We start from the raw sequence: 24,539 nt of genomic DNA on the forward strand, positions 1-24,539 counted from the left end.
AACCAGACGTGAATCACATATAAGCTTTGAGGGCACATTAGTAATTGATGAAATTCATTAAGCTAAACTGACGAAAAATTGCACCAGATCACAAACTAACAAAATGGTTCTTTATTTATCGATTTAAGCTTAATTTAAGAAAAACTTTCAGTTTTCAGCTATAAAAACTGAAAGTTCACCTACATAAATGGCTAAACTAAAAAGGCTAAGTTGATTTATATAGGGTTAGAAGGGCCAATTTAAGTATCAAAACATTCCTTTAGTCGATGGCTATTTCATCGTAAGATAGCTCACGACTAGCACCAACGACTAATTCAGGATCAAGCTCTATATCACCCACCGATAAACGATGTAAGCCCACTACTGGATTACGAAAGCGACCAAACATACGTTTTATTTGATGATAGCGCCCTTCCATTAGCGTCACTAGCGCAGTGTGTTCATCAACAATCTCAAACTTTGCCGGTAACGTGGTGATGTCTTCATACTCAAAGTACATACCATTCGCAAAAGCCGCGATATAAGATTCATCAATCGGGTTTTGTAGTGTGACTCGATACACCTTGCCAACTTTATGCTGCGGTGACATCAATTTTTTCGACCAGCGTCCATCATTAGTGAGTAGCAATAACCCAGAAGTATTTAAATCAAGCCGACCTACAATATGCAGGCTGTGCTTATCGTCTCTATCTAGCAGATCGATAACTGTTTTATGTTTATCATCTACTGTGGCACTGACGACACCAACGGGTTTATGCAGCATGACGTAGCTAGGCTGACAAGCTTGCAGGATCTGCCCATCTAAGGTGACATGAGAGAACTCATCAATAATTAAATCAATGTCACGGGCAATTTCTCCGTCCACCAGTACTTGGCCTTTTGCTAAAAGTACTCTGACGTTTTTTTTACTGACACCAGTTTTAACGCTAATAAATCTATCTAAGCGTGCACGTTTCGATTCCATAAGATATTAGCTACTCTTGCACTGGTGCGACTTTGTAGGCACAGCGACGTGCACCTTCAATAATATGCTCTTCACGGCTGATAACTGCATGCTCCGCTAACAAACTTTGGAACAGCTGCAATTCAGAACGACAAAAATTAAGACACTTGCTTGCAGCTGCACAGATAGGGCAATGATTTTCTAGTAACCAATAAACGTCACCTTGTTGTTCAACGCTAGCCATATAACCTTCTTCGATACGCAATTGAGCTAAAATTTGCAATTTAGCCGATAAGGTATCCGCGTCTTTTAGTGCCTCGCGATAAAGCACTAAAGAAGCTTGCTCTCGGTGAGCAATAAGTTGCTCTAAACCACCATCACCAAAAACGGTCTTAACAGAATCAATTAACTGAACCGTTAGCTCTTCATGTCTATCAGAAAAGTGGCTATTGCTTTCTGGCGTCAGAGCCCAGTAACGTGTTGGTCGCCCTCGAGTTGCTTTTCTATCCTCAAAAACTACATCTCGACTTTCTTCCAGACTTTGTAAATGCTGGCGCACCCCCATTGTGGTTAAACCCAGTTCACTGGCAATCACTTTGGCGGTTAATTCACCTTGAGTTTTGAGCATCTGCAAAATTTTGTCACTGGTCTTCATTATTATCTCTTTTAGTTGCATCGCTTATCAGCCGATACAAAACATCCTAGTTGCCATTATTGCTCAACCACCAATTAAGTAAACTTTTTTCTTTACTTTATTTTGTAAAGATATTACTTTACTTAAAACTTAAATAAACAAAAAGGTTTACTTAAATGGAGTTAGCTATTGTAAGTGCAAGTCAAAGAAGTCCATCACAGAGTGCTAAAGTTGCTCGCTATCTAAGCGAAAAATCATCCGCTTTCACCAAAGCGCATCACATTGAACTATGTCAGTACCAACTGCCATTTTGGGATGGTGAAGCTAATTCTAAAGCGGCAGACGGCAGCCGTTGGCCCTTAATCGCCCAACAAATAAAAAATGCGGATGCCTTAGTACTAATCACTCCCGAATGGGGCGGCATGGCATCACCCATTATGAAAAATTTCTTATTAATGGCAGACAACCAAGATACAGCTCACAAGCCCGCTCTACTTGTCGGTGTTGTTAGTGGAATAAGTGGTGCCTACCCGATTGCAGAGTTAAGAATGAATGCACTGAAAAACAATAAATTAGTGGCGACGCCCGACCATTTAATCATTCGCAATGTAGAGGAGGTACTTAACAGTCAAAAGGCAAGTTCTGAGCGTGATTTACATTTACGTGAGCGCATAGACTACAGTTTGCATATGTTAGCTCAGTACAGCGAAGCTTTAAAAATAGTGCGTATAAACCATCAACAGCACGCCTACCCTAAACAACAGGAATACACTTACGGCATGTAGTACCCACAATGGAAACTAAAGGAGCAAGATATGATTCATTTAGAACACTTAAACTTAGTAGTAAGAAATATTCCAACAGCCCTCAACTTCTACCAAGCAATATTCCCTCACTGGCAAGTTCGCGGCGGCGGAAAATCGACTTGGCATGGTGTAGAACGCAACTGGATGCATTTTGGCGACGACTATCAGTATTTAACTTTTAATGACGATGGTAATGCGGATAATCGAGACTTAAGCGGCCATCAGGTAGGTCTGGCTCATTTTGCTTATGCTACCGACGATCTAGATGGTGTTATCAGTCGTCTCAAAGCTGCTGGTTTTGAGATTGCTAAACCCGGAATAGATGACCCTTATAGACGTAATGTGTACTTTATCGATCCAGATGGCTATGAAGTTGAGTTCGTCGAATACTTAACTGACGTCCCAAGCTTACGTAATCGTTACGAATAATCTCTATAAAGCTCCAATCAATGAGCTTTGTGTTTGCACAATGAGCTTGATCAACTCATTTTCCGTATCCATCGACTTGGCAAAACCTTTAAAGGCCAGCGAATAAGAGCCCACGGCCAGCTCGGGACAAAACTATTGGCTTTCTCAGCCTCAATAGCCTTAACAATGGCTCGGCAGCCCACGTCAGTATCAACAATAAAAGGTACTTTTTCGACCTGTACGTTAATTTCACTATGAATAAACCCTGGGTGAATACAGCTCACCTTGATTGGTGTATTCATCACGTCAATACGCATCCCTTCCGATAATGAACTAACCGCCGCTTTCGTTGCAGCATAAGTCTAAAACCTCTTAACGCACTCACAGAAGATATAGTGACTAAATGACCAGCATTTTGGTCTCTGAAAATTGCCATAGCCGCTTCAGCCTGAGCCAACAAAGCAATAAAATTGGTCTCTGCTGTTTGTTTATTTGCTTCAAAATGCCCGGTTCCAATTGCAGCTCCTTTGCCCAGCCCTGCATTTAAAATAATTCTGTCGAGAGTGCCAAATTCAAGCTTAAACTCATCAAAAACCTTAAACACGGCTTGATGTTGATTAATATCAAGTACTTTAATCGACACCTTAATGCTTGAGTTAATCTGCAAAAGCTCATGTTTTAAAGCCTCTAAACGCTCAAATCTTCTAGCGCACAAAGCTAGGTTTCGCCCCTTCTTAGCGAATTCGATGGCCATGCCTTTTCCCAAGCCTGAGCTCGCACCTGTAATCAGTATTGTTTTTCGTGGTATCGCCATTTTAGTCACCCATAGCTAACGTGCTCAATAAACACCCAAACTACTAATCCAAACAGTGAATGTAAACCTTTGCGGCAGCGAGCTAAGTAAAGGCTAAATGTTGTCTGGTTTAACTTAACCAAACTGCCAATACAAACAATCCAATATAAAAGGCGAAACCGAGTAGAAAAGGTTTATCAAATTCTGAGCGCCCCCTGATTTTTGGTGCCGCTAAAAATCTTGTCACAGATAGAGGGTAATTAATTTTGCCTAAGCTAAACACATAAACTAGCATTGCACCGGTAAAATAAAATAGATAAGAAAATACAAAGTCCCATAAAAACCAAAACATTAATTCAGCTACTAATGCCAACATCACGCTCTCCTTAGCGATTCCTTGATAATGTATTTACCCGGCCACTTTTAGTAAAAAAAATATAAAGCCAGCGTAAGCAACTGCGCCAATGACAACCATCATAGTTAATAATCTAGATCGCCTCATTGATTGTATTAATGCCACCTCTGTCGGCATCAACTCTGAAGCTGTAGAGAAAACAGTATCGTTTGCAATACCAGAGTTTATGTTAGTAAAAACCAACTTGCTCTTTGGCGGCAATGGCAGCTTTCCTCGCTTAAAATCCGCTATACGTCGCTCAACTAACAGTACTTGCCCGAGCTTATTATCAGTAGAATTCATTTAACTTCTCCTTGTTAAGATCACCCTAAACAAGGAGCGAGTTAATGTCAGGTTAAACATTGTTAACAACTAAGTGATAAATTATATTTTGAATTTTCTTGAAATTAGATAAAAGCCAGTAAATGACATAGTCAAAATCAAATACTTAAAAACTGTAGACTGAAAAGCACTTACAAATAGCCGTTTAAGCGTGATTTGATCTTAGCAAACCCACGTATTTACTAGGCCATAGACTAAAGTAGATGCAGTGGAGAAAAAGGAGACGGAGTGTTCCTATGATTAGGTACCACCATACATTAACCTTAATAGACAATAATTCTGCAGCACAAGCCGCTTTAAGTAAGTCACTACAATTGGCTAAAAAAACTAAAGCTAAAGTCACCGCTTTAAAAATAGATCGCCCCTGTAGCAATCTATTAAGTCGTCTTGGGCTAATCCCAAAAAACGCACTGGATCCCATGCTATTCGTAAAAAAACTGCTCACTCAATATCAGCGTCAAGGTGTAGAAGTTGAAATTAAGACCATCAAAAATGTCAAAGATCATGTCGCCATTCTTAACGAAACTAATAATAGCAATTATGATTTAGTAGTAATTAACAATAATCATCACAATGCACTATTGAATGAATGGGTACCTAGTTGTGAGGACCATTTGCTTAGAGATTGCCTGCAACCTGTGATGATAGTGGGTAATAAGTCTTGGCAGAGCCAAGGGCATATTTTAACAGCATTAGATACCAGCGGCTCTAATTTAGAACATAAGCAACTCAATCAGTGCTTACTTGACGATAGTCAGCAATTAGCCAACTTATTAGATAACGACATTCACTTATTAAATTGCTATCAGTTGGATAACTGGAGTATGTCGGTTACCCCAGAAAAACACTATTCATCAGAATCAGATCAAAAACAGCTACTTTGGCAACGATTACTCGATAGCGCCAAAGGTCGACAATTCGCTCAAGATCACTTGCATCTAGAGCAAGGATTACCAGACTACGTGATTCCCCATATTGCTCACCAATGTAATGCCAATCTGTTAATTATTGGTGCTGGTGAGCATCATGGTTTAATCAGTGAACTTAAAGGTCACACTTCATCTGTGATTGTTGAACAGTTAAAGTGCGATATTCTAGCGATAAAGCCACAGCTACATTAATCGACAACAACGAGCGCTAATCGCGCTCAGACTGGCTTTCAGCCACGATATCAGAGTCTTTATGCGCCCAAAAATCGACTCTAAAGCAGGTGTCATCAGTTAAAAATTCAACTTTATGCCAATATTGCGGCGGCGAAACTCCAACATCCCCGACTTTAATCACTAACTCTTGTTCTATTTCACCACGCCTATCGGCAAAGCCGTAAAATTTAAGCTCTCCATTTAACACATGGATCTGCCCATACACCCCGGCTTTAGTGTTATGTAAGTGCAGAAACATTTTCGGTACCGTTGCCTTTTCAAAAACGGCAGTGGACTTATAATTAACGTAATCAACAGGAATTGCAGCCATACTGAGTCCTTAGTTTATTATTTAATTTGTTAAAGCGTAATTAATGCAATTTAAGCTCAAGTTAAGCGACTATAAGCAAACTAAACATTATAATCCCCAAATATACCGACTTTAAGCGTCACGCGATAACGAGAACCGATGAATCAAGAATATAGTTACACTACCCAATATACGCTAGATAAGAGTCACTTTAGCGAATGCTATGACGAATCTGTCGTTATTGACGCATCAATACGTGCTTATCGCAAAGCCATTTTGTTCGCTGTCGTGGGAGTCGCATTAATGCTAACCAATATTAACGGTTACGCTTCGTGGTTTCTTATTGCTTTAGGCGCACTAGAAGCATTAAGTGTTCGGTTTAGAAAACCTTGGTGGCTAATGCGTCAAATGATGAGTAAAGCGGCCAACAACGAAGTGACATTGACCATAGATAGCTCAGGGATCAGCAATGACTCTTTTTATGTTCAAGGCAAAATTTTATGGCAAGACATCAACCAATTTACAGAAACTAAACAAGGCTTTCTATTGAAGCAATCTAAAGCAGTAAGCTACCTATCGAAACGCAGCTTGGATGAAGATGCATTGCAATTTGTCATCGCTCAAGGTAGAGATAAAGGCTTAGAATCCCTAGCCGAAGAAGATTAGTCTCTGACATAGGCCATTAGAAATGCGTCAATATATTCGCCATCCCGAAAAGCATATTCACGCATTTCACCTTCAATCACAAAACCATGCTTTTTATATAAGCTAATCGCTAAATGATTGTCGGTATAAACCTCTAGTTCTATCCGCTTTACAGCCAGCCAATTTTGCGCCAACGATACTATAGCCTCAAGCAGCGCAGAGCCTAAACCAATACCACGATAAGACTCGTCGACAGCCATTCCTATATTGGCCACATGCTTCCGCCGTGGGTTGCTAAAGACTTCCATCCCTATCTGCCCAACAACCTCATCACCTCTCATTGCGACTAAGCTATAACAATTTTCAGGTAGGTCTATTAAACGCTTCTGCCAACGACTAAGTGATGGAAAAGGATGCTGCAGTGTTGAGCTATAGCAACTTTTTTGGCTATAAAGTTGGCAAATACCATTTATATCAGTATCTAAGCTGTGACGAATATCTATATCTATCAAAATACTTAAGCCTACTTCTTGGGGCATTTGCTCATTTTTCACTTATCAGTCTGCCTTATAAAAAACGTTTCTGTTTAATTAACCTTAAATAAAAGCGCTTTAGTGTCAACAACTAAGCCAATAATAACGTTTATTTTTAGCGAATCATCACCAAGAATAACAGCTGCGCTTTGATTGGTTTTCAACCTGTATCAGTTTGCAACATGTTTATTATCTCGCATGATGCTTTTTGGAATAGATGATACTCTATGGGTCCATTTGTTAATTTTGTAACTGCGAGTCAATGTTTTAGATGCCATATTTATTAGCACTACTGCTCAGTTTAAGCCTGTTTTCCGGAGCCACTTTTGCCGACGCTCCAGCAAGCTGTGATAACAATACCGACTGTATTGAAGTTGGCCGCTGGGATCTGGGTATAGCACTCGGGTACGGACAAAAATCTAACCCACTAAAAGATTTTGAAGATATCCCACTATATGTTGTGCCAACTATTGCATACTATGGCGAGAGCTGGTTTTTTGATAATGGTAACCTTGGCTACACCTTAGCTGAAGGTGAAAACTACACCGTTAACCTAATTACGACTTTTAGTAATGACAGCGCCTTTTTCCACCGTTGGGATCCCTCCAACATCTTTCTATTAAATACAGGTAACAGCCAAGCAGCGATCGCTCCTATGGCCAGCTCCCTCTCAAGGCTCACTCCTGATGAGCGCACTATTGGTGAACTAGAGAATCGAAACTTTACATATCTTGGCGGAGCCGAGGCTTTTATTTACACCCGATTTGGTATAGTGCATGCTAGCCTAGCCCATGACATATTAGATGTACATGGCGGCTTAGAGTCTAAGCTAAAGTGGTTTTATAATATTCCATTAGATAAATGGAATTTTGAATTTGCCGCCGTATTAGACTGGAAAAGTGAAGAAGTGGTGGACTATTACTACGGTATTAGACCAAGTGAAAGCCTCTATTGGAACCAAGTATATCAAGCGGAGTCGGCATTGAATAAGAGTCTTGAGTTTACCGGACAGTATGTATTAACTGAAAACTGGAATTTACTCTTCGTTGCTCGCTATACCGATATCGGTGATGCTATAGCCGAAAGTCCTTTGCTAGATAAAGATTACACTACGACCTACTTTGTTAGTGCAGCATATAGGTTCTAACACTCGTGTTTTCAAAATCTATACGCCTTTCAATATGTCTGCTTCTTGGCTCGCTTCTGAGCTCAAATGCTATGGCGCAAAACACTCTAGAAGAGTTAGAGCCTAACTTTAAACTCTCCCCAGAGATTTGTATCACTTCTGCTGATGCAAAAGCTTGCGATATTGAAGTGACGTTGCAATGGGATTCAGTAACAAATAAAACAATTTGCATAATCTCTGATTACAAAGACTTAAAGAAGTGGTGTGGTTCGTCACCAGACATTCACTCATTAACCGTTAATATCAGCGCTAACCGTGATATTCAGTTTGTGATGATAGACAAAGATACCCACGAGACAATTGCAGGTGTAAAATTAAAAATAACACCAGCTTCTCCGCCTCAAGTTAGGCGACGATACCGCAACCCATGGAGTTTATTTTAATGACCAACTCTCAATCTACGCATAGAGTATTATTAGTCGAAGATGATATTCGCTTAGCTAATTTGATTGTCGACTTTTTAAAGTCGCATGGCATGCACGTAGAAGTAGAAAGACGAGGCGATACGGTACTGACTCGTTTAATCAACTATAAACCAGACATCATTTTACTCGATATCATGTTACCTGGGATGGATGGGTTAACTCTGTGTGAAAAGCTACCAGATTACTTTGCCGGCCCTATTTTATTGATGAGTGCACTAGGCTCAAATGAAGATCAAATTAAAGGCTTAGAATTAGGTGCCGACGACTACGTTGTTAAACCTGTAGACCCAGCGCTGCTGGTAGCACGTATAAATAACCTACTTCGCCGCCAAGCCAAGCCAGCACAAGTTGAGTCACACTGCTTAAGCTTTGGTAAATTAAGCATTGACCCACATACTCAAGCGATTCGTTTAGGTGACACTGAAGTTGATTTAACCAGTCACGAATTTGAACTGCTTTGGTTATTGGCCTCTCAAGCAGGTCAGGTTATGAGCCGCCAGTATATCTATCAATACCTGCTCAATATCGATTTTGACGGTAAAGACCGAAAAATTGATGTACGTATATCTCGTCTAAGAAAGAAGTTAGGCGATAATATTGAAACGCCTTTCAGAATTAAAACGGTTTGGGGCCAAGGTTATCTATTCGCTCCTGAAGCATGGAACAACTAAACCTGCTAATTTAATAAGATGAAACGTCTTTTTATTAGCCTTTACCTTTTGCTCAGCCTTGGTTTTTTAGGCATTGGCTGGGCACTAGATAACTTATGGCAAAGCAACGTAGATGATAAAGGTGCACTCGATGCACCTTTAGTTGCTTTAGCACAAGTGTTAGCAGCGTTACCTGTTGACGAGCGCCAACCTATGCTTGATTCAATTGAGCTTGCGCCAAACTTTCCACTGACTCTACTCGATGCAGAACAAGTTGCCTTTTCTAGTAACCAATTAGTCCATTCAAATAAAGTTATTGCAACGCCTTATGATATTAATCATGAGCTACATTTCGTGGCTGTAGGCGAGCAGGTATTAATGGCTGGCCCAATAGAACTCGATCCACGAGCAAGCCTACGTAACCTCTATAATATCTTTTTCTATTTCTTACTGGGCTTTATCGTACTACTTTGGGTATGGCCACTATCAAAAGACTTAAAAGTACTAGGTAAAGCAACCAAAGAGTTTGGCCAAGCAAAGTGGGACACTCGCATTCGTTTAACCCAGCGCTCACAGGTATTGCCTCTTGCCACTACCTTTAATGATATGGCAGCCCATATTAGTGCGCTTATTGAAAACCAAAAACACTTATCAAACGCTGTTTCTCATGAAATTAGAACCCCTTTAGCGCGTCTAAAATTCGCCTTAGCTTTATTACCCCAATATTGCTTACCTGACTCAGATGAAGACAAACGACAACGTTTTTTAGATGAAATGAAGCTCGATATTAAAGAGATGGAAAACCTGTTACAAGAGCTGCTGACCTATGCCAGCTTAGAAACTCAGCGAGAATCACTTAACTTTGAGCGCTGTGATTTGAATAGTTTAGCACTGCAAACTATCAAACGTTTGCAGACACATCACCCAATACCTATTACGCTTGTCGCTCCTGAAGAGACTATATATCTGATAGCAGAGCCTTCTTTAGTTGAACGTGCACTGCAGAACCTCATAACCAATGCGCAACGATTCGCCGTAAATGGCGTGGTGGTTAAAATTAGTCAAACCAATGACTCAATCATGTTATCTGTTACCGATGATGGTGAAGGGATTTTAGCGGAAGATCAAGGCAAAATATTTGAACCATTTTACCGCAGCGCAAGCTGCAAAAATGGTAATAAAGGCCATGGTTTAGGATTAGCGATTATTAAGCGAATTATGGAAAGACACCACGGTGATGTGCAATTGATAAGCCAGCCGGGCTTTACTCAATTTAACCTGATATGGTCATTAGCCCAAACAAGCAATCGCACTAAAAGCTAATTAAGCACTAATGCTATACAGGCGAATAAGCAGATTTTACTTGTGATGTAATAATCCCCTTAGTCGTCATGCCTATTAGGATCTGGCATTAACTCTGTTTCTAACTCAAGACCAAAATCTAAATGGCTATTCACTTTAGATCTTTCATCGAGTATTTGCGCTTTTTTCGCTTTTAAGAAAGCCAGCTGACGCCTGCGCTTACGTTGTTTACACAAACGAATCACATCAAACTTCTGCGCATCGCTAAACTCAAGCCAATTAAAGCGCTCATTACGATTACGCAAACACCCCTTACAATAGCCACGCGCGTCACTTTGGCATACACCAATGCAAGGACTTGGGATCTCAAAAAACTCTAACTGCTCCATTCCTTAAACATATACTATCTTGACAATAAAAGGCTAAAATAAATACAGTAAATAACGTTTGTATTTGTATACCTAACTGATAATTTACTTACATACTGGCTAACGGGCTTTAATAGACTTATTCAATAAGAGAGCAAAAAATAATGAAAAAACCAATGCAGAGCGTATTTGTTGCCTTAGTGTCTATCCCTTTACTACTGCTGGCAGCTTGTAGCTCAACGCCAAAAAATGATTACGATGTTGATTACGATTTTTCTAATCTGAAAAGCTTTTCCCAGCTACCGCCGTCAGCTAACAGTGACCCATTAAGCGCCAATAGGATCCAGCAAGCTATCGCTACAGCGCTAATAAACCAAGGCTTCAATACTCAAGAAAAAGCTGCCGACTTTAATGTTGCCTACAGCTTTAAAGTAGAAGATAAGCCGAAAGACTCAGGCTTCTCAATTGGACTAGGAACAGGGTCTTGGGGCAGTTCAGGAGGTGCAAGCATTGGCACTAGCGTTGATGTGCCCGTAGGCAGTGATACCGCAAAAATTCAAACCATTCAAATTGACATTATAGATCCAAACAGCAATCAACTTATTTGGCGCGGTATGGACAAATTTACCTTTGATGAAGGGGGAGCAGCAAAGGCTGACGAAACCAATGCTACGGTAAGCAAGATTCTGGCTCAATTTCCCCCAAAAAAACAGGCTGATTAAGGCCATATAATAACCGTGCATTTTGCTTGCACGGTTTGCTTTTCCGCAGAAATACCAGTGATACAAGTAAATCTACAGTGATTGATGGGCATTAACAGTGCGACCTTCAGCCCATATTCTTATTGATTCCAGCTTTTCTCGCATCACGACAGACAAAGGTCGAGTTTTCATCAGTTCGGCCACTAATACCTGTTGATTGACCTCAATCTCTGACGCTTTTGCGGTATAAATCGCTGAAATAACCGCTTGTTCAATTTCGGCTCCAGAGAAGCCATGACTAAGCTTTGCCAACTGGCTTAAATCAAACTGGCTTGGCTCAAGCATACGCCGTTTAAGATGAATTAAAAATATCGCCTTTCGAATCGTCTCATCAGGTAAATCGACAAAAAATATCTCATCCATACGCCCCTTGCGCATCAATTCTGGCGGCAATGCACTAATATCATTAGCTGTTGCGACTAGAAACACGTCAGATGTTCGTTCTGCCATCCAGGTGAGAATCGCCCCTAGAATACGTTTTGAGGTACCGTCATCACTGCTACCGCTGCTTAAGCCTTTTTCTATCTCATCAATCCACAAGACACAGGGGGACATTAAGTCAGCTAACTCTAGGGCTTTACGTAGGTTTTTCTCTGTCTCACCGATATATTTATTATATAGGGCCGACATATCCATTTTAAGCAATGGTCGCTGCCACATACCAGCAACCGCTTTAGCAGCAAGGCTTTTACCACTACCTTGAACTCCGAGCAATAAAATGCCTTTAGGTTTATCGACAAGATCTTGTGTACCTAACGAAGGCATTCTATAACTAAGCCATTGCTTGAGATTATGTAATCCTGCAACTTGAGAAAAATCGCAAGTATCGTACTCATAATGCAACACACCGTGCATATCAAGCAGCTCGAATTTGCCCCGATTAATACTATCGACATCTGAATGTGTAATTGCACCATCATCAACAATCGCTTTATGGGCAAGCCGGCGCGCATCATCAAAAGTCATACCACGAAGATTATCAGCGAGTTTAACAACTGCGCTATCATCTACGTTCAACATTACCCCTTTAGCTCTAATTTTATCGACCTGCTCATAAATGATATTAAGCAACTGCGACACATCCGGAAGTGATAGCCTAAAGTGAGCGCAATAATGTTTAATTTCTGCAGGGATGGTAAATTCGTGACTAACTAACACCAAGGTGTGGTTTAACGACTCGTATTCCAGAGCGATCTCTTTTAATAAGCGAACATTCTTTGGTGCGTCTTCGACAAATGGATGGAAATCGCAAAGAACATAAATTCCTTTTTGAGTGGTTGCTTTTATTTGCCCCAAAATATCTTCCGGCTCACAATTGAATTTTTGCCGCCCAAGTCCGCTGTCTACTCGCATTAGTCCTTGGGTAATACTCCAGCTAAACAGTGGCTGATATAAGATATTTGATACCTTCCTCAGCAGATCGATCACCCTATACTCTTCATAAGTTTCGATAACTACAATAGGGGTATTTGAGCGTAAAATAGCGGTGAGATCTCGGATATCCTGCATGTTAATCCTTGAGCATATAATGACAAAGGTAACAAAACAAAAGGGACTCAAAAGTCCCTTTTGTTCACACTTTTAAAACGGTCTACCTTTTATTAGTGAGCAGCACTAATAAACTAAATCTTAGTGAAACAAATAGTTGAGCCAACCCTGCATTCTCAATAAAACCTTACGCATAATCGATACATGAGCAAAATGCTCAGTATAGATTGCAGCATGACCTGATACACCAGCAGGGAAACGAGTTCTAACCTCATGATCTTCTAGCTTTATCAACACTAAAGCACGACCACGGGTCATTAAACGATTTGACGATACCAATGCTCCTGAAGATTGAATTTCACCTTCGGCCATAGCAGGTAAAACCTTTGCAACCTTGCCCTTAAAGACTTGACCGGGTGCACCATCTAAAATCACCTCAGCTTCATCCCCCTCTTTTAAACGGAGTAAGGAGTTTTGCCAAAATGCGCCTACAAAAACTCGTTCCTCGTCAGGAATAAAGCTTAGCAAAGGTCTTAACGGCATAGGTACTGCGACAATGCCTGGACGAAGAGCCATTTGCGTCACCATACCATCAGCAGGTGCTTTTACCACTGTTTGCTCTAAATCAAATTGTGCTTTTTCAAGCTCACCTTGAATACCGGCAACTTTGGTATTTACACCATCAACATTAGATTCATAAGCTAAACGTACTCTTAATTCTTCAGCTCTCACTGCGGTGAGCTGTGCTTCAGAAGCTAAATAGAGCTGACGTTTATTGTCTAGTTCTAGCTCAGTAAACGGAGAGTTAGCGCCACCGCGCTTACGACCTTTTTCGTAGCGGTCAAATGCAGACTTAGTTCTATCCCTGTCAGCTGTCGCTCTAGATACTGAGGCCTGTGCCGTTTCCCAAGCAGCTTTAAGCTGTGGCACTTCAAGTTCTGCAGCCACTAAAGCAGCACGTTTTTGCTTAACAATGGCTTGAAAGGGCGTCGGATCTATTTTAAATAACACATCACCTTTTTTAATTGGCGTATTCGGTTCGACATCAACCGAAATAACGACACCTCTTACAGCTGGATTAATTGGCGTTGTAACAAAATACTCTTTTGCGAAAGGCGTATAAGGATGGTTGTAATTCATTAATAAAATTAGAGCGCCAACAATGAAGATACCACCAAGTATTGCTGTAGGCACCGTCCACTTAGTCAATGGTATTTTGAATATTTTAAAAACAGCAATACAGACTGCGGTATAGGTTAATACAAGTAGTAAATCCATATTACACCTCTACCTTATCAGCTTGATTATTGGAAGATTGATTCGATATATCTGTTTGGTCTAACTTTTCACTCGTAGCAGGAACATCGGCTGCCGTAGCTATTACGTTATGATTAGTAGCTTCCATTGCCACTATTTTTTGTTCTAGCTTTCTAACCGATTCGGTTAAGCCCTTAACTTCACTCTCCAGTAATTGCTCTTTCTCCACAACCTCTTGAAAGCCCCATCCCCTATCTTCTCGATAAAGCGTTGCCCAAATCCACAGAAATGGCCAAATAGCATGCAAAGTAAATAAGCTTACCCAGCCAGCAATGTGCAGTGCATCTTGCTGTGGATGGTTACGTTTTTTAGCTATTTCATAAGGAATATCATGAATCGCTATCACCCCATAAAAGATAAAAATCGCAACGAAAAATATGATGCCTAATGCAAAATAATCTAAAAACACAGCGCTCTCCTTATTAAACCGTTATTTACGGTGATGGAACCTGCCAACATCCTAGCAACATCTTGACAATATTAACCCAATAAATCTATTTTTTTCGATTTAAAACCGCACATTAGCAATAAGCGGATTAGTAAAGCCAAGTGATCTTGCGCACACTTGGCAGCAAATCTAACCTCAATAAATAAGCTGCACGTTACACTAGAGGCAAATAAAAATTGAAAGCCAAAGATGCTTTCAAATATTGCTCGGCCTATGACCTTTTGCTTAGCAATAAATAACGATTCCCTACAATCTAAAAGGTAACCCAAATGATAGGTACTGCTTTATCTGCCAATGCTAAACGCGCTATGTTGCTCGGCTGTGGTGAACTAGGAAAAGAAGTCGCAATCGAATTACAACGCTACGGTATCGAAGTGATTGGTGTAGACCGCTACCCCAATGCACCAGCAATGCAAATTGCACACCGCTCCCATGTAATTAATATGCTTGATGCAGATGCACTCAAAGGAGTAATTGAACTCGAAAAACCCGACTTGGTGATCCCTGAGCTAGAAGCCATTGCCACCCAAACTTTGGTTGAAATGGAAGCTAAAGGCGTGAATATTGTGCCAACAGCTAAAGCGACTCAGCTCACTATGGACCGCGAAGGCATTCGCCGTTTAGCCGCTGAAACTTTAGATATTCCAACTTCTCCATATTTTTTCTGTGATACAGAAACTGAGTTTAATGATGCTGTTGCCACAATCGGCATCCCTTGCGTTGTCAAACCGGTAATGAGTTCGTCAGGTAAAGGCCAAAGCGTTATTCGCCGCCAAGAGCAAGTGCAACAGGCCTGGCAATATGCCCAAGAAGGCGGACGAGCAGGTAAAGGTCGCGTTATTGTGGAAGGCTTTGTAGCCTTTGATTATGAAATTACTTTGCTCACTATTAGCGCTGTTAATGGCGTCCATTTTTGCGATGCTATTGGCCACCGCCAAGAGGATGGTGATTATAGAGAATCTTGGCAACCACAAGCTATGTCAGAGGTAGTACTGAGCAAGTCACGTGCTATTGGCAAGAAAGTAGTGGAAGCACTCGGTGGTTATGGTTTATTTGGGGTTGAATTGTTTATCAAAGGCGATGAAGTTTACTTCTCAGAGGTTTCTCCTCGTCCGCATGATACAGGTATGGTGACTCTAATCAGTCAGGATCTGTCAGAGTTTGCACTGCATGTACGTGCTATTTTAGGCTTACCTATTAGTAACATTGCCCAACATGGTCCAAGCGCATCAGCGGTGATTTTAGCTAATGGCACTTCAACGAATATTCAATTCTCTGGTGTGGCCGATGCGCTAACCCAACCTGATACACAAATAAGACTATTCGCCAAGCCAGAAATTGATGGCGCTAGGCGGCTAGGTGTGACTCTTGCTAGAGGCCCCAATATTGACTCTGCAGTTGATAAAGCCCTCACAGCTGCCAGTAAAGTGACTGTGATCCTCTAGTGAAAGTTTAGTCCGTCGATAAATGCAGCAGATTATCGCTACTATTGACTGTGCATCATAAAAATAGCCTCAAACTTAAGAAGTTGAGGCTATTTTGTATTTAAATACTTCAAGCACTAGATGTGTAGCTAATTAACCCGATTTTGAACCTTCCCTTGAACAAAACTCTGTAAATTGGCTATAGCAATATTTAGCAAGCTCTGCCTTGCTTCTATGGTCGCCCAAGCATTGTGTGGCGAAATGCTAATATTGCTAACATGAAGCAATGGGTTATCAGCACTTGGTGGTTCACTAGATAAAACATCCACCCCAGCAAATGCCAATTGTTTCGACTCTAGAGCCAATGCCAAAGCTGCTTCATCAATTAAGCCACCTCTTGCTGTATTGATTAACATTGCAGTTTGCTTCATCAATTTAAGTGTTGCGCTATTGATAAGCTTGTCGGTTGCAGGTGTGAGTGGGCAATGCAGTGACACAATATCTGCTTGGGTAAATAATTGTTGTTGATCTACCCATGCGCAGCCTTCGGGTAACTCAATACTAGAATGACGAGTATTCACCATGACCGTCATACCAAAAGCTAACGCTATCTGCGCCACAGCTTTACCAATATCACCAAAACCGACTAAACCGAGTGTTTTGCCTTTTAAAGATTGCAACGGGCTTAAGGTAAAACAAAAGTCTTGCGACGTGCTCCAAACTCCAGCTTTTACGGCGTCGGAATGTCGACTAACTTGTTGAGTAGAATGTAAGATATGGGCAAACACCATTTGCGCAACAGCATCAGGGCCGTAACCGGGCACGTTGGTAACGACAATCCCTCGTGCTTTAGCCGCGTCCAGATCAACCACATTGGTGCCAGTTGCTAGCACACCAATATATTTAAGCTTGGGTAGTTTGGCTAATAGCTTTGCGTCTAGCGCTGTTTTATTGGTTAAAATGACCTCTGCTGCTTCACTACGTGCCAGTACCTCATTAGATGCACTGCGCTCGTAACAGCTAAAATCACCAAATTGTTTTAACGGTTGCCAGCTAAGATCTCCAGGGTTTAAGGTAAAACCATCCAGTACTACGATTTTCATAACAAACAACCTTAAGCTTGCTGATAATTAGCAATACAGAGTTCAAAGATTAAAACGTTAGTTTAGCGCCTATATTAGCTTGGCCTTGCCACATAATGTCCGCCTGAATATTCCAAAGACAGCCTTCAACACCACAAAACAACGCATTATCTGCGTTAATAAAGGTCGCATAACCTTTTACCTCTGCAAACAATGAGAAAGCATCAGTTGCTTGGTACTCAACTCCACCACCAATAGCCATAGAAAAGCGTGTCTCGTTAGAATAATTTCCACCGGGACGCATATTTGTCACACCAATACTGGTTGTCACATAAGGCTGAATACTTTGATTTGGAAAGTACAAGGTGCCACCGACATGAAAATAATCAACATCCATAGATGTCAGTACGTTAGGACTAAAATTATCCCCACCTCTTAAGTCAGTAGCTTGATGGCTATACAATAGATAAACATTGCCGGGGTCTTTAGTACTAAGTCCTACCATTAGGCCATAGTTTTCCGACTCCCCGATCTTACCTTTACCAGATTCCTCCGATGCAGCTATTGAGATATCAAATTCACTGGCACCAAAGCTATAGCCACCAAAAGGAGCAACATAGATGTCAGCCGTAGCAGGAAACGCACACAATGAACCCAGCAATAACGCCAATTTAGTTTTCATAATATGTCCCTATTTTATTATAATAATCCCGCGACTTAGCTGATGCTAGCGCATACCTCTTTCACCTTTGACTCTATCATAAGCTGCTTGAATATCTTGCGCCTTTGTCTTAGCAAGCTCCATCATTTCAGCCGGTAACCCCTTAGCAACTAATTTATCTGGGTGATGCTCATTCATCAGCTTTCGATAGGCTCGTTTGATATCTTGATCAGACATTGATTCTGCGACCCCTAATAAATCATAAGCATCTTTAATCGATGTTTGATTACCACCACTGCGATGAAAATTAAACTCAGCTTGCCAGCGTGCCAATAGGTCATCGAGTTGTTGCTGGCTAAAACCAAGCTCATTGGCTACAACACTTAAAATAACTCGCTCTTTCTGATCGAGCTGTGCATCAGAGAGTGCAGTCTGAATTTGGATCTCCAAAAACATCTGCAAAACCTCTTTGCGCCCCATAGAAATAAGTCTAAAGGTCTTGAGGCAAGCATTAAGATCAAAGTCAGACTCTTTACCTTCTCTAAATGCTGCCTGAGCATCAGCGCGAGTTTGACCGCTTAAATTCAGCTGGTCCATTAAAGAACTCGCCATACGAATATCATTTTCAGTGACATGACCAGATGCTTTGGCTACATGGCCCATCACTGCAAAGGTGGTATTAAAGAACAGCGCTTGCCTTTTCCCGCTCCCGCCTAAACCAGCTTTTTTGTTTTGATAACGGTCATACATATGGCCAAGCCATAAACCAAAGATTGCTCCACCTAGTCGGCCAAACATAAAGCCAAGAATGAAGCCAAAAACCTTACCCCAAATACGCATTATCTAACCTTTTTTGTTTCACGTTTTTCAATTTGTTCAAGTCGAGCGATTGTGCCTACATCACACCAATAGTGGTCAAAGTAAGCACCTGTCACTTTTTGGTTTTTCATGGCCAATCGCAGCAAAGGAGCAAGTGCAAACGCACCATCAGGAGTATCATTAAATAACTTTGCTTGGTAAATTCCCATACCTGAAAACGTCAACTTATTTGGCCCAATATCATTGACATATTCACCTGATAAACCAAAATCCCCCTCAGGGTGTTGCACCGGATTATCCACTAGCCAAAGATGCGCTAATGCATCGCCCTTAAGTGGCTTAATATTTGGAAGTTTATCAATAAAAATATCACCATTAATGACAAAAAACGGCTCTTCACCCAATAAAGAAAGCGCTTGCTTAATTCCGCCTCCAGTCTCTAATGCAGTGAGCTCTTTGCTGTAACGAAGCTTCACTTGCCACTGGCTACCATCGCCAAGATGCTGAACTAATTTATGACCTAGCCATGCATGATTGATCACTATCTCAGTAAACCCTGCCGCCGCTAGTTTTTCGATGTGATAAACGATTAATGGTTTGCCAGCCACCTTAACTAAAGGTTTAGGCACTGAATCGGTTAACGGCCGCAAACGCTCACCGCGCCCAGCCGCTAATATCATCGCTTTCATAATTTGCCTTTCTCGTCGACTTTGCTATTCATTGACTTTCTACTTTTGTAGTTCTTTCTTAGCGTTAAAAGCTGGGATAATAACTTTATCAATCCAGTCAGAAAACGGTTTAAGTTCAGCGTAGCGTGCAGCAATATCACGGATATACTCCAGAGTAAGTGGAATATCCGCCATATAAGCTGGTTTATTATCACGATAATTTAGCCGAGCAAAAATACCTGCCGCTTTGACGTGTCTTTGGATCCCCATAAGATCAAACCAATAGCGATATTGCTCAATGCGGGTATCGGCTGCAATGATTTGATTATCGATACATTGTTTATAATGCTGACGCATCAACAACTCAACGTCACTATCAGGCCAACGAATGTAGCAGTCTCGCAATAATGAAACCGCATCATAGGTCACAGGCCCAATGACAGCATCTTGGAAATCGATCACTTTAAGTTGGCCATCTTGCAGCATCAGATTACGGCTATGATAGTCGCGGTGCATACCAACCTGAGGCTGGGCTAAAGCATTTTCAGTTAACAATTGAAACGCAGAGCGAGTGGCACGATTAACATCTTCAACGGCAAGCCCTAGGTGATGCACCGCTAACCATTCAGTAAATATGGCAAGTTCACGCTCAACAAAAGCGACATCATATCTGGGTAACCCACCAGCCTCAGTGTGAGTGACTTTAACAATATCAGTTAGTAGCTGTAAGGCTTCTGAATAGTATTGTTGCAAAGTTTGCTCACTTAATACCGACAAAAGCTGTACATCTCCTAAATCACTAAGCAACATAATGCCTTGCTCAACATCGCTCGCAATAACTTTGGGCACAGCAATACCTTGACGTGAATAACTGTCAGCCAATTGAATAAACGGTGTAATATCGATAAGGTTAGGCGGTGAATCAACTACAATATAAGACTGGTTATCGACGATAATTCGGAAATAACGCCTGAAACTAGCGTCACCTGATATTAACTGTGGCGAAACTTTTACATTAAAATACTGGTTTAGCCATGCATTTAACTGAAGAAATCTAAGATCTGACAAGGGCACCTCATGGCTCTTAAGAAGAAATTGCTTTATTATAACGACAAAATGGAATCAGCTAACCGATTGAAACAAAATTATTTGGCTGGGTTGCCCAGGAAAGGGTCAACTTTTCTCCTCTTTTCACCGTCCAGACTAAGAAATCATAATTAATTGACCTAAGATGCAGATCCGTTATTTTCTGGCCTTGAGCCTGCTTCCCCAATTAGTCTTAGCAGACGAAATCGAAACTGTGGACACAACAAGTTCACAGTGTGTTGTTGTGCCTCCTGTAAAGCCTTATGTACCGCTTTATGAGCTCAACACCCCCGCTGACTTAGCCCGTATTTATATTAGCTCCGATCGTTCCGATGCCCAAATGGGTCAAAAAGCGACTTTTAGTGGCGATGTTAATTTCAGTCAAGGTGGGCGTAATATTGCAGCTGATGAAGCCATCTTAAATCAACAAGCTGAAGAGTTACATGCCAACGGTAATCTTGTCTTTCAGGATGAAATGTTTACCGTAACCGCAGATTCGCTTGTGGCGAAAATGCGCAGTAATAGCGCGGTACTTAGTGGTGCGCAGTATTGGCTACACGGGCAACAGATCCATGGTGATGCAGAAACTTTAGAGATCACCAAAGAGAACAACCTACTCTTAGCTGGCACTAATTTTACCACCTGTCCAGGCGATGATCCTGCCTGGTTGTTAGAAGCTGACCGGATTAAAATAGACAGCACTGAAGAGTGGGGAGAGATTTGGGACGCTAAGATTAAGATTGCTGGCGTGCCTGTGATGTATGTGCCATACATGACGATTCCGGTATCCGATAAACGTAAATCAGGCTTCTTATTCCCAACATTTAGCACTAGCACCACTAACGGTGTTGAAGTCGCAACGCCTTATTATTGGAACATTGCACCTGAATACGATTTAACTTTCACACCCAACTATATGTCTGCTCGCGGCCTCTATACTAAGACTGAATTTAGATATTTAGCTGGTGAAAAACAGCAAGGTCAATTAAACCTAGAATACTTGGCAGATGATGACAAACTCGTTGGCAGCCCAGACCGATATTTGTATCACTGGGAACATCAAGGTGCGATTAATAAAAATTGGCGCGTCTTAGCTAACTACACTGATGTATCAGATAATAACTACTTTAATGATTTAAGCTCTGATGTACAGCGAGCGACAGATAATCAATTAACCCGTATTGGTGAGATTGCCTATTTTGAACAAAATTGGGATATCAGCGCCCGCGTCCAAGATATAAAAGTGCTGGGTGAGGAAGAGAAGCCTTATCAAGTGATGCCACAGTTTGTCTTTAACTACCGCTCACCAGACTATTGGAAAGGGTTAGATCTTAACTTTAATAGCGAACTAACCAATTTTGAGCATCAAGACAGCGAGTACTCGACGGCAACTCGTTTGCATCTTGAGCCGAGTATTTCGTACCCAATTCATGGTCCTGCGGGCTCGTTGACCAGTGAAGTAAAGCTTTTACAAACTAACTACTGGCAAGACGATCGCTCAGACTTAATGACTTCAGAGTTGAGTGACACAGTAAACCGTACATTGCCGCAAGTTCGCATTCATGGACAAGTCAATTTTGAGCGTTTTACCGATTATTTTGATACTAACTATCGTCAAACATTAGAGCCTCAGTTCCAGTACCTATATGTAGGTTATGAAGATCAATCTGATATTGGTATTTATGACACTGCGCTGCTTCAAGAAGATTACAACGGTCTATTTAGAGATCGCCGCTTCTCGGGTCTAGATCGTATTGCCGATGCAAATCAGTTTACCTTGGGCTTAACCACTAAACTGTTCAATGAGCAAAATCGAGAAGTGTTCAAGTTTAGCTTGGGCCAAATCATCTATATCGAAGACAGTCGTGTCGGTATTAACGATATAAAAGGTAGCAATGATACTTTTGTTCAAGAAAATACATCTAACTCAGCTGTTGCCGCCGAACTTAGTACTCAGCTTTACTCTGATTGGTTCTTAAGTGGTTCTATCCAATATGATGTAAAAGAAAGCGAAAACAAAAAAAGCGAAGTGACTGTTGATTACCGACCTGGTGAGAACAAACTTTTACAAGCGAGCTATCGCTATGTACCTGATTTGCTTAATACCAATACCAATGAGTCGGTTGATATTAAACAGCTTGGTTTTCGCGGCGCTTGGCCGCTTAACGATAGCATATACCTAGTCGGTAATTGGTATTACGACTTAAACGAGAGCCGCGCAGTGGAGACCTATACTGGTTTTCAATATGAATCATGTTGCTGGGCAGTGCGTTTGAGTTATCATTACCGCATCAAGACCAATTATATTGACGAAGATAATCCGGTACAGGATACTCGAGAGCTATTTGAAAGTGGGGTCTACCTAAACTTTGTCGTCAAAGGACTTGGTGGTTCAGGCCCATTAGGCGTGTCAGATATGTTGGATGACGGTCTATTTAACTACCGTAAACCACTTTATTTGAAGAATTAGCAAATAAATAACTTTAAAAAATGCTGAACCTAGCTGAAGACATGCAGTCAAAGCAGGACTATAGAATCATTAACTCGGCAATAAAATGCCGTAGATGACACTCAATAAAAGCCAAGGATTTTAGTGGATGAAACGCTGTAACCAATTAATTTTTGCCCTTATGACTTTGGCTATGAGCCAGTCAATTCAAGCTGCGCCAACGCCACTCGATCGCGTAACAGTGCAGATAAATGAAGGGATTATTTTAGAAAGTGAAGTTAGCGGCATGGTTAAAACCATTAAAGCTAATGCTCAAAGCGCTGGCCAAAAACTGCCTTCAGATACCGCACTGCGCACTCAGGTTATCGAACGTTTAATCTTAACTCGCTTGCAAATGCAAACTGCAGACAGAATTGGTTTGCATATTGGTGATTTACAGTTAGATCAAACTATTGAGAATATTGCTAAAGAGCAAAATGTTACTGTTGCGCAAATGAAAGCTCAAATTGAAAGTGAAGGCTCTACTTTTGCTGAATACCGTGAACAACTTCGCGAAGAGATCACTTTAGGTGAAATTCAACGCATCCAAGTTCAGCGCCGTATTCAAGTTTCTCCACAAGAAGTTAATAACCTAGTGAAGCTTATTAATGAACAAGGGCTTAAGGATGTTGAATTCCAAATTGGTCATATCTTAATTGATGTGCCAAGCGATGCTAATAGCCAACAGTTAGATGCTGCAAGTAAACGTGCAGCGACTGTAATGAAGCGATTACAAGATGGTGACGATTTTAGAAGTATCGCTATTGCTGCGTCATCAGGCCCAAAGGCACTAGAAGGTGGTATTTGGGATTATATGAACATCAATGAGATGCCAACCTTATTCGCTGAAGTAGTAGGCGATGCTAAAACTGGTGATATAATAGGCCCAATTAAGAGCGCATCTGGTTTTCATATTATTAAGATTATGGATGCCCGAGGCTTGCAGACTAAAGAAGTTGACGAAGTAAAGTCTCGCCACATTCTGCTCAAGCCATCACCGATTCTGTCTGAAGAACGTGCTAAAAACATGATGGACCGATTCCTTACACAAGTCAGAACTGGTGAAGCTAAGTTTGAAGATCTTGCTCGTCAATATTCAGAAGATCCAGGTTCGGCGGTTAAAGGCGGTGAATTAGGTTGGGCGGATCCTAATATCTACGTACCTGCTTTCTCACAAGAACTGAATAGCTTAGAAATTGGTGAATACAGTGAGCCTTTCCGTTCAACTCACGGCTGGCACATTGTTCAACTAGAAGATAAACGCACGACTGATGCAACCGACCAATTTAATACTAATCGTGCGCACCAACTAATTTTCCGTCGTAAGTTTAATGAAGAGTTACAAAACTGGTTAGATGAAATGCGTGCAGAAGCATTCATCGATATTTTTGAGCCGGAAACTAACCGAGGTTAATA

The 24,539-nt window shown here is 41.2% G+C and carries 27 protein-coding genes and 1 pseudogene; 12 read left to right on the forward strand and 16 right to left on the reverse strand.

The window, feature by feature from the left end:
- Positions 1-259: 259 nt before the first annotated feature.
- Both L2747_RS03385 and L2747_RS03390 read right to left on the reverse strand, forming a co-directional pair.
- Positions 260-964, reverse strand: coding sequence for a pseudouridine synthase (locus L2747_RS03385; protein WP_248997688.1), 705 nt, complete (start codon positions 962-964; stop codon positions 260-262).
- Between the two features lie 10 nt (positions 965-974).
- Positions 975-1,598, reverse strand: coding sequence for a helix-turn-helix transcriptional regulator (locus L2747_RS03390; RefSeq protein ID WP_248997689.1), 624 nt, complete (start codon positions 1,596-1,598; stop codon positions 975-977).
- A gap of 155 nt (positions 1,599-1,753) precedes the next feature.
- Here L2747_RS03390 and L2747_RS03395 point away from each other — a divergent pair, with 155 nt between their 5' ends.
- Both L2747_RS03395 and L2747_RS03400 read left to right on the forward strand, forming a co-directional pair.
- Complete coding sequence (locus L2747_RS03395) at positions 1,754-2,362, forward strand: NAD(P)H-dependent oxidoreductase (RefSeq protein WP_248997690.1); 609 nt, start codon at positions 1,754-1,756, stop codon at positions 2,360-2,362.
- 30 nt (positions 2,363-2,392) lie between these two features.
- A complete protein-coding gene (locus L2747_RS03400) occupies positions 2,393-2,812 on the forward strand; it encodes a VOC family protein (RefSeq protein ID WP_248997691.1) in 420 nt (139 codons plus the stop codon).
- Positions 2,813-2,862: 50 nt separating this feature from the next.
- On the opposite strand, the pseudogene L2747_RS03405 reads toward L2747_RS03400, so the two are convergent.
- From L2747_RS03405 to L2747_RS03415, 3 genes and pseudogenes are all read right to left on the reverse strand, one after another.
- Positions 2,863-3,605 (reverse strand): annotated as a pseudogene (locus L2747_RS03405) (SDR family oxidoreductase).
- A 109-nt stretch (positions 3,606-3,714) separates the two neighbouring features.
- On the reverse strand, positions 3,715-3,963 hold the full coding sequence (locus L2747_RS03410) for a hypothetical protein (protein ID WP_248997692.1): 249 nt from the start codon (positions 3,961-3,963) through the stop codon (positions 3,715-3,717).
- Between the two features lie 30 nt (positions 3,964-3,993).
- Entirely contained in the window at positions 3,994-4,281 is a 288-nt protein-coding gene (locus L2747_RS03415; protein WP_248997693.1) for a hypothetical protein, read from the reverse strand.
- A gap of 275 nt (positions 4,282-4,556) precedes the next feature.
- On the opposite strand from L2747_RS03415, the gene L2747_RS03420 reads away from it, so the two are divergent.
- Entirely contained in the window at positions 4,557-5,441 is an 885-nt protein-coding gene (locus L2747_RS03420) for a universal stress protein (RefSeq protein WP_248997694.1), read from the forward strand.
- 16 nt (positions 5,442-5,457) lie between these two features.
- Here the strand turns inward: L2747_RS03420 and L2747_RS03425 are convergent, their stop codons facing one another.
- Entirely contained in the window at positions 5,458-5,793 is a 336-nt protein-coding gene (locus L2747_RS03425) for a TehB family protein (protein WP_248997695.1), read from the reverse strand.
- Positions 5,794-5,931: 138 nt separating this feature from the next.
- On the opposite strand from L2747_RS03425, the gene L2747_RS03430 reads away from it, so the two are divergent.
- On the forward strand, positions 5,932-6,438 hold the full coding sequence (locus L2747_RS03430) for a YcxB family protein (RefSeq protein WP_248997696.1): 507 nt from the start codon (positions 5,932-5,934) through the stop codon (positions 6,436-6,438).
- Here L2747_RS03430 and L2747_RS03435 read toward each other — a convergent pair.
- A complete protein-coding gene (locus tag L2747_RS03435; RefSeq protein ID WP_283107164.1) occupies positions 6,435-6,956 on the reverse strand; it encodes a GNAT family N-acetyltransferase in 522 nt (173 codons plus the stop codon). The genes L2747_RS03430 and L2747_RS03435 overlap by 4 nt on opposite strands.
- 265 nt (positions 6,957-7,221) lie before the next feature.
- Between L2747_RS03435 and L2747_RS03440 the strand changes: the two genes are divergently transcribed.
- The 4 genes from L2747_RS03440 to L2747_RS03455 all read left to right on the forward strand — a co-directional run bounded on the left by L2747_RS03440 (position 7,222) and on the right by L2747_RS03455 (position 10,534).
- Positions 7,222-8,097 (forward strand): MipA/OmpV family protein, encoded by an 876-nt coding sequence (locus L2747_RS03440; RefSeq protein WP_248997698.1) that lies wholly within the window; start codon positions 7,222-7,224, stop codon positions 8,095-8,097.
- 71 nt (positions 8,098-8,168) lie between these two features.
- A complete protein-coding gene (locus L2747_RS03445) occupies positions 8,169-8,519 on the forward strand; it encodes a DUF3019 domain-containing protein (protein ID WP_248997699.1) in 351 nt (116 codons plus the stop codon).
- Entirely contained in the window at positions 8,519-9,232 is a 714-nt protein-coding gene (locus L2747_RS03450) for a response regulator (protein WP_202720571.1), read from the forward strand. The genes L2747_RS03445 and L2747_RS03450 overlap by 1 nt, the downstream gene beginning before the upstream one ends.
- A gap of 18 nt (positions 9,233-9,250) precedes the next feature.
- Positions 9,251-10,534 (forward strand): sensor histidine kinase, encoded by a 1,284-nt coding sequence (locus L2747_RS03455; protein WP_248997700.1) that lies wholly within the window; start codon positions 9,251-9,253, stop codon positions 10,532-10,534.
- Between the two features lie 59 nt (positions 10,535-10,593).
- Here the strand turns inward: L2747_RS03455 and L2747_RS03460 are convergent, their stop codons facing one another.
- Complete coding sequence (locus tag L2747_RS03460) at positions 10,594-10,902, reverse strand: DUF1289 domain-containing protein (protein WP_248997701.1); 309 nt, start codon at positions 10,900-10,902, stop codon at positions 10,594-10,596.
- A gap of 143 nt (positions 10,903-11,045) precedes the next feature.
- Here L2747_RS03460 and L2747_RS03465 point away from each other — a divergent pair, with 143 nt between their 5' ends.
- The gene (locus tag L2747_RS03465; protein ID WP_248997702.1) at positions 11,046-11,603 is read left to right on the forward strand and encodes a DUF4136 domain-containing protein; all 558 of its coding nucleotides are present in this window, start codon (positions 11,046-11,048) and stop codon (positions 11,601-11,603) included.
- Positions 11,604-11,675: 72 nt separating this feature from the next.
- Here the strand turns inward: L2747_RS03465 and L2747_RS03470 are convergent, their stop codons facing one another.
- From L2747_RS03470 to L2747_RS03480, 3 genes are all read right to left on the reverse strand, one after another.
- A complete protein-coding gene (locus L2747_RS03470) occupies positions 11,676-13,151 on the reverse strand; it encodes an AAA family ATPase (RefSeq protein ID WP_248997703.1) in 1,476 nt (491 codons plus the stop codon).
- Between the two features lie 120 nt (positions 13,152-13,271).
- Positions 13,272-14,408 carry an HlyD family secretion protein gene (locus tag L2747_RS03475; RefSeq protein ID WP_248997704.1) on the reverse strand — a complete coding sequence of 379 codons (1,137 nt, stop codon included), beginning with the start codon at positions 14,406-14,408 and terminating at the stop codon, positions 13,272-13,274.
- A gap of 1 nt (position 14,409) precedes the next feature.
- Entirely contained in the window at positions 14,410-14,856 is a 447-nt protein-coding gene (locus tag L2747_RS03480) for a DUF3302 domain-containing protein (protein WP_248997705.1), read from the reverse strand.
- Positions 14,857-15,164: 308 nt separating this feature from the next.
- Between L2747_RS03480 and purT the strand changes: the two genes are divergently transcribed.
- On the forward strand, positions 15,165-16,340 hold the full coding sequence (gene purT / locus L2747_RS03485; RefSeq protein WP_248997706.1) for a formate-dependent phosphoribosylglycinamide formyltransferase: 1,176 nt from the start codon (positions 15,165-15,167) through the stop codon (positions 16,338-16,340).
- A 128-nt stretch (positions 16,341-16,468) separates the two neighbouring features.
- On the opposite strand, the gene L2747_RS03490 is transcribed toward purT, so the two are convergent.
- Genes L2747_RS03490 through L2747_RS03510 form a run of 5 tightly spaced genes read right to left on the reverse strand, consistent with a single transcriptional unit; the run spans position 16,469 to position 20,623 of the window.
- On the reverse strand, positions 16,469-17,422 hold the full coding sequence (locus L2747_RS03490) for a D-2-hydroxyacid dehydrogenase (protein ID WP_248997707.1): 954 nt from the start codon (positions 17,420-17,422) through the stop codon (positions 16,469-16,471).
- Between the two features lie 49 nt (positions 17,423-17,471).
- A complete protein-coding gene (locus L2747_RS03495) occupies positions 17,472-18,083 on the reverse strand; it encodes an outer membrane beta-barrel protein (RefSeq protein WP_248997708.1) in 612 nt (203 codons plus the stop codon).
- Between the two features lie 45 nt (positions 18,084-18,128).
- On the reverse strand, positions 18,129-18,902 hold the full coding sequence (djlA, locus tag L2747_RS03500; protein ID WP_248997709.1) for a co-chaperone DjlA: 774 nt from the start codon (positions 18,900-18,902) through the stop codon (positions 18,129-18,131).
- Positions 18,902-19,570: an N-acetylmuramate alpha-1-phosphate uridylyltransferase MurU gene (gene murU, locus L2747_RS03505; RefSeq protein WP_248997710.1), complete on the reverse strand. Its 669-nt coding sequence runs from the start codon at positions 19,568-19,570 to the stop codon at positions 18,902-18,904. The genes djlA and murU overlap by 1 nt, the downstream gene beginning before the upstream one ends.
- 39 nt (positions 19,571-19,609) lie before the next feature.
- The gene (locus L2747_RS03510) at positions 19,610-20,623 is read right to left on the reverse strand and encodes an aminoglycoside phosphotransferase family protein (protein ID WP_248997711.1); all 1,014 of its coding nucleotides are present in this window, start codon (positions 20,621-20,623) and stop codon (positions 19,610-19,612) included.
- 157 nt (positions 20,624-20,780) lie between these two features.
- Here L2747_RS03510 and lptD point away from each other — a divergent pair, with 157 nt between their 5' ends.
- Together lptD and surA are read left to right on the forward strand one after the other, a co-directional pair.
- On the forward strand, positions 20,781-23,105 hold the full coding sequence (gene lptD, locus L2747_RS03515) for an LPS assembly protein LptD (RefSeq protein WP_248997712.1): 2,325 nt from the start codon (positions 20,781-20,783) through the stop codon (positions 23,103-23,105).
- 127 nt (positions 23,106-23,232) lie between these two features.
- Positions 23,233-24,537 carry a peptidylprolyl isomerase SurA gene (gene surA / locus L2747_RS03520; RefSeq protein ID WP_248997713.1) on the forward strand — a complete coding sequence of 435 codons (1,305 nt, stop codon included), beginning with the start codon at positions 23,233-23,235 and terminating at the stop codon, positions 24,535-24,537.
- Positions 24,538-24,539 lie beyond the last annotated feature (2 nt).

Origin of the sequence: Shewanella marinintestina (genome assembly GCF_023283845.1) — a bacterium.
Taxonomy (GTDB): domain Bacteria; phylum Pseudomonadota; class Gammaproteobacteria; order Enterobacterales; family Shewanellaceae; genus Shewanella; species Shewanella marinintestina.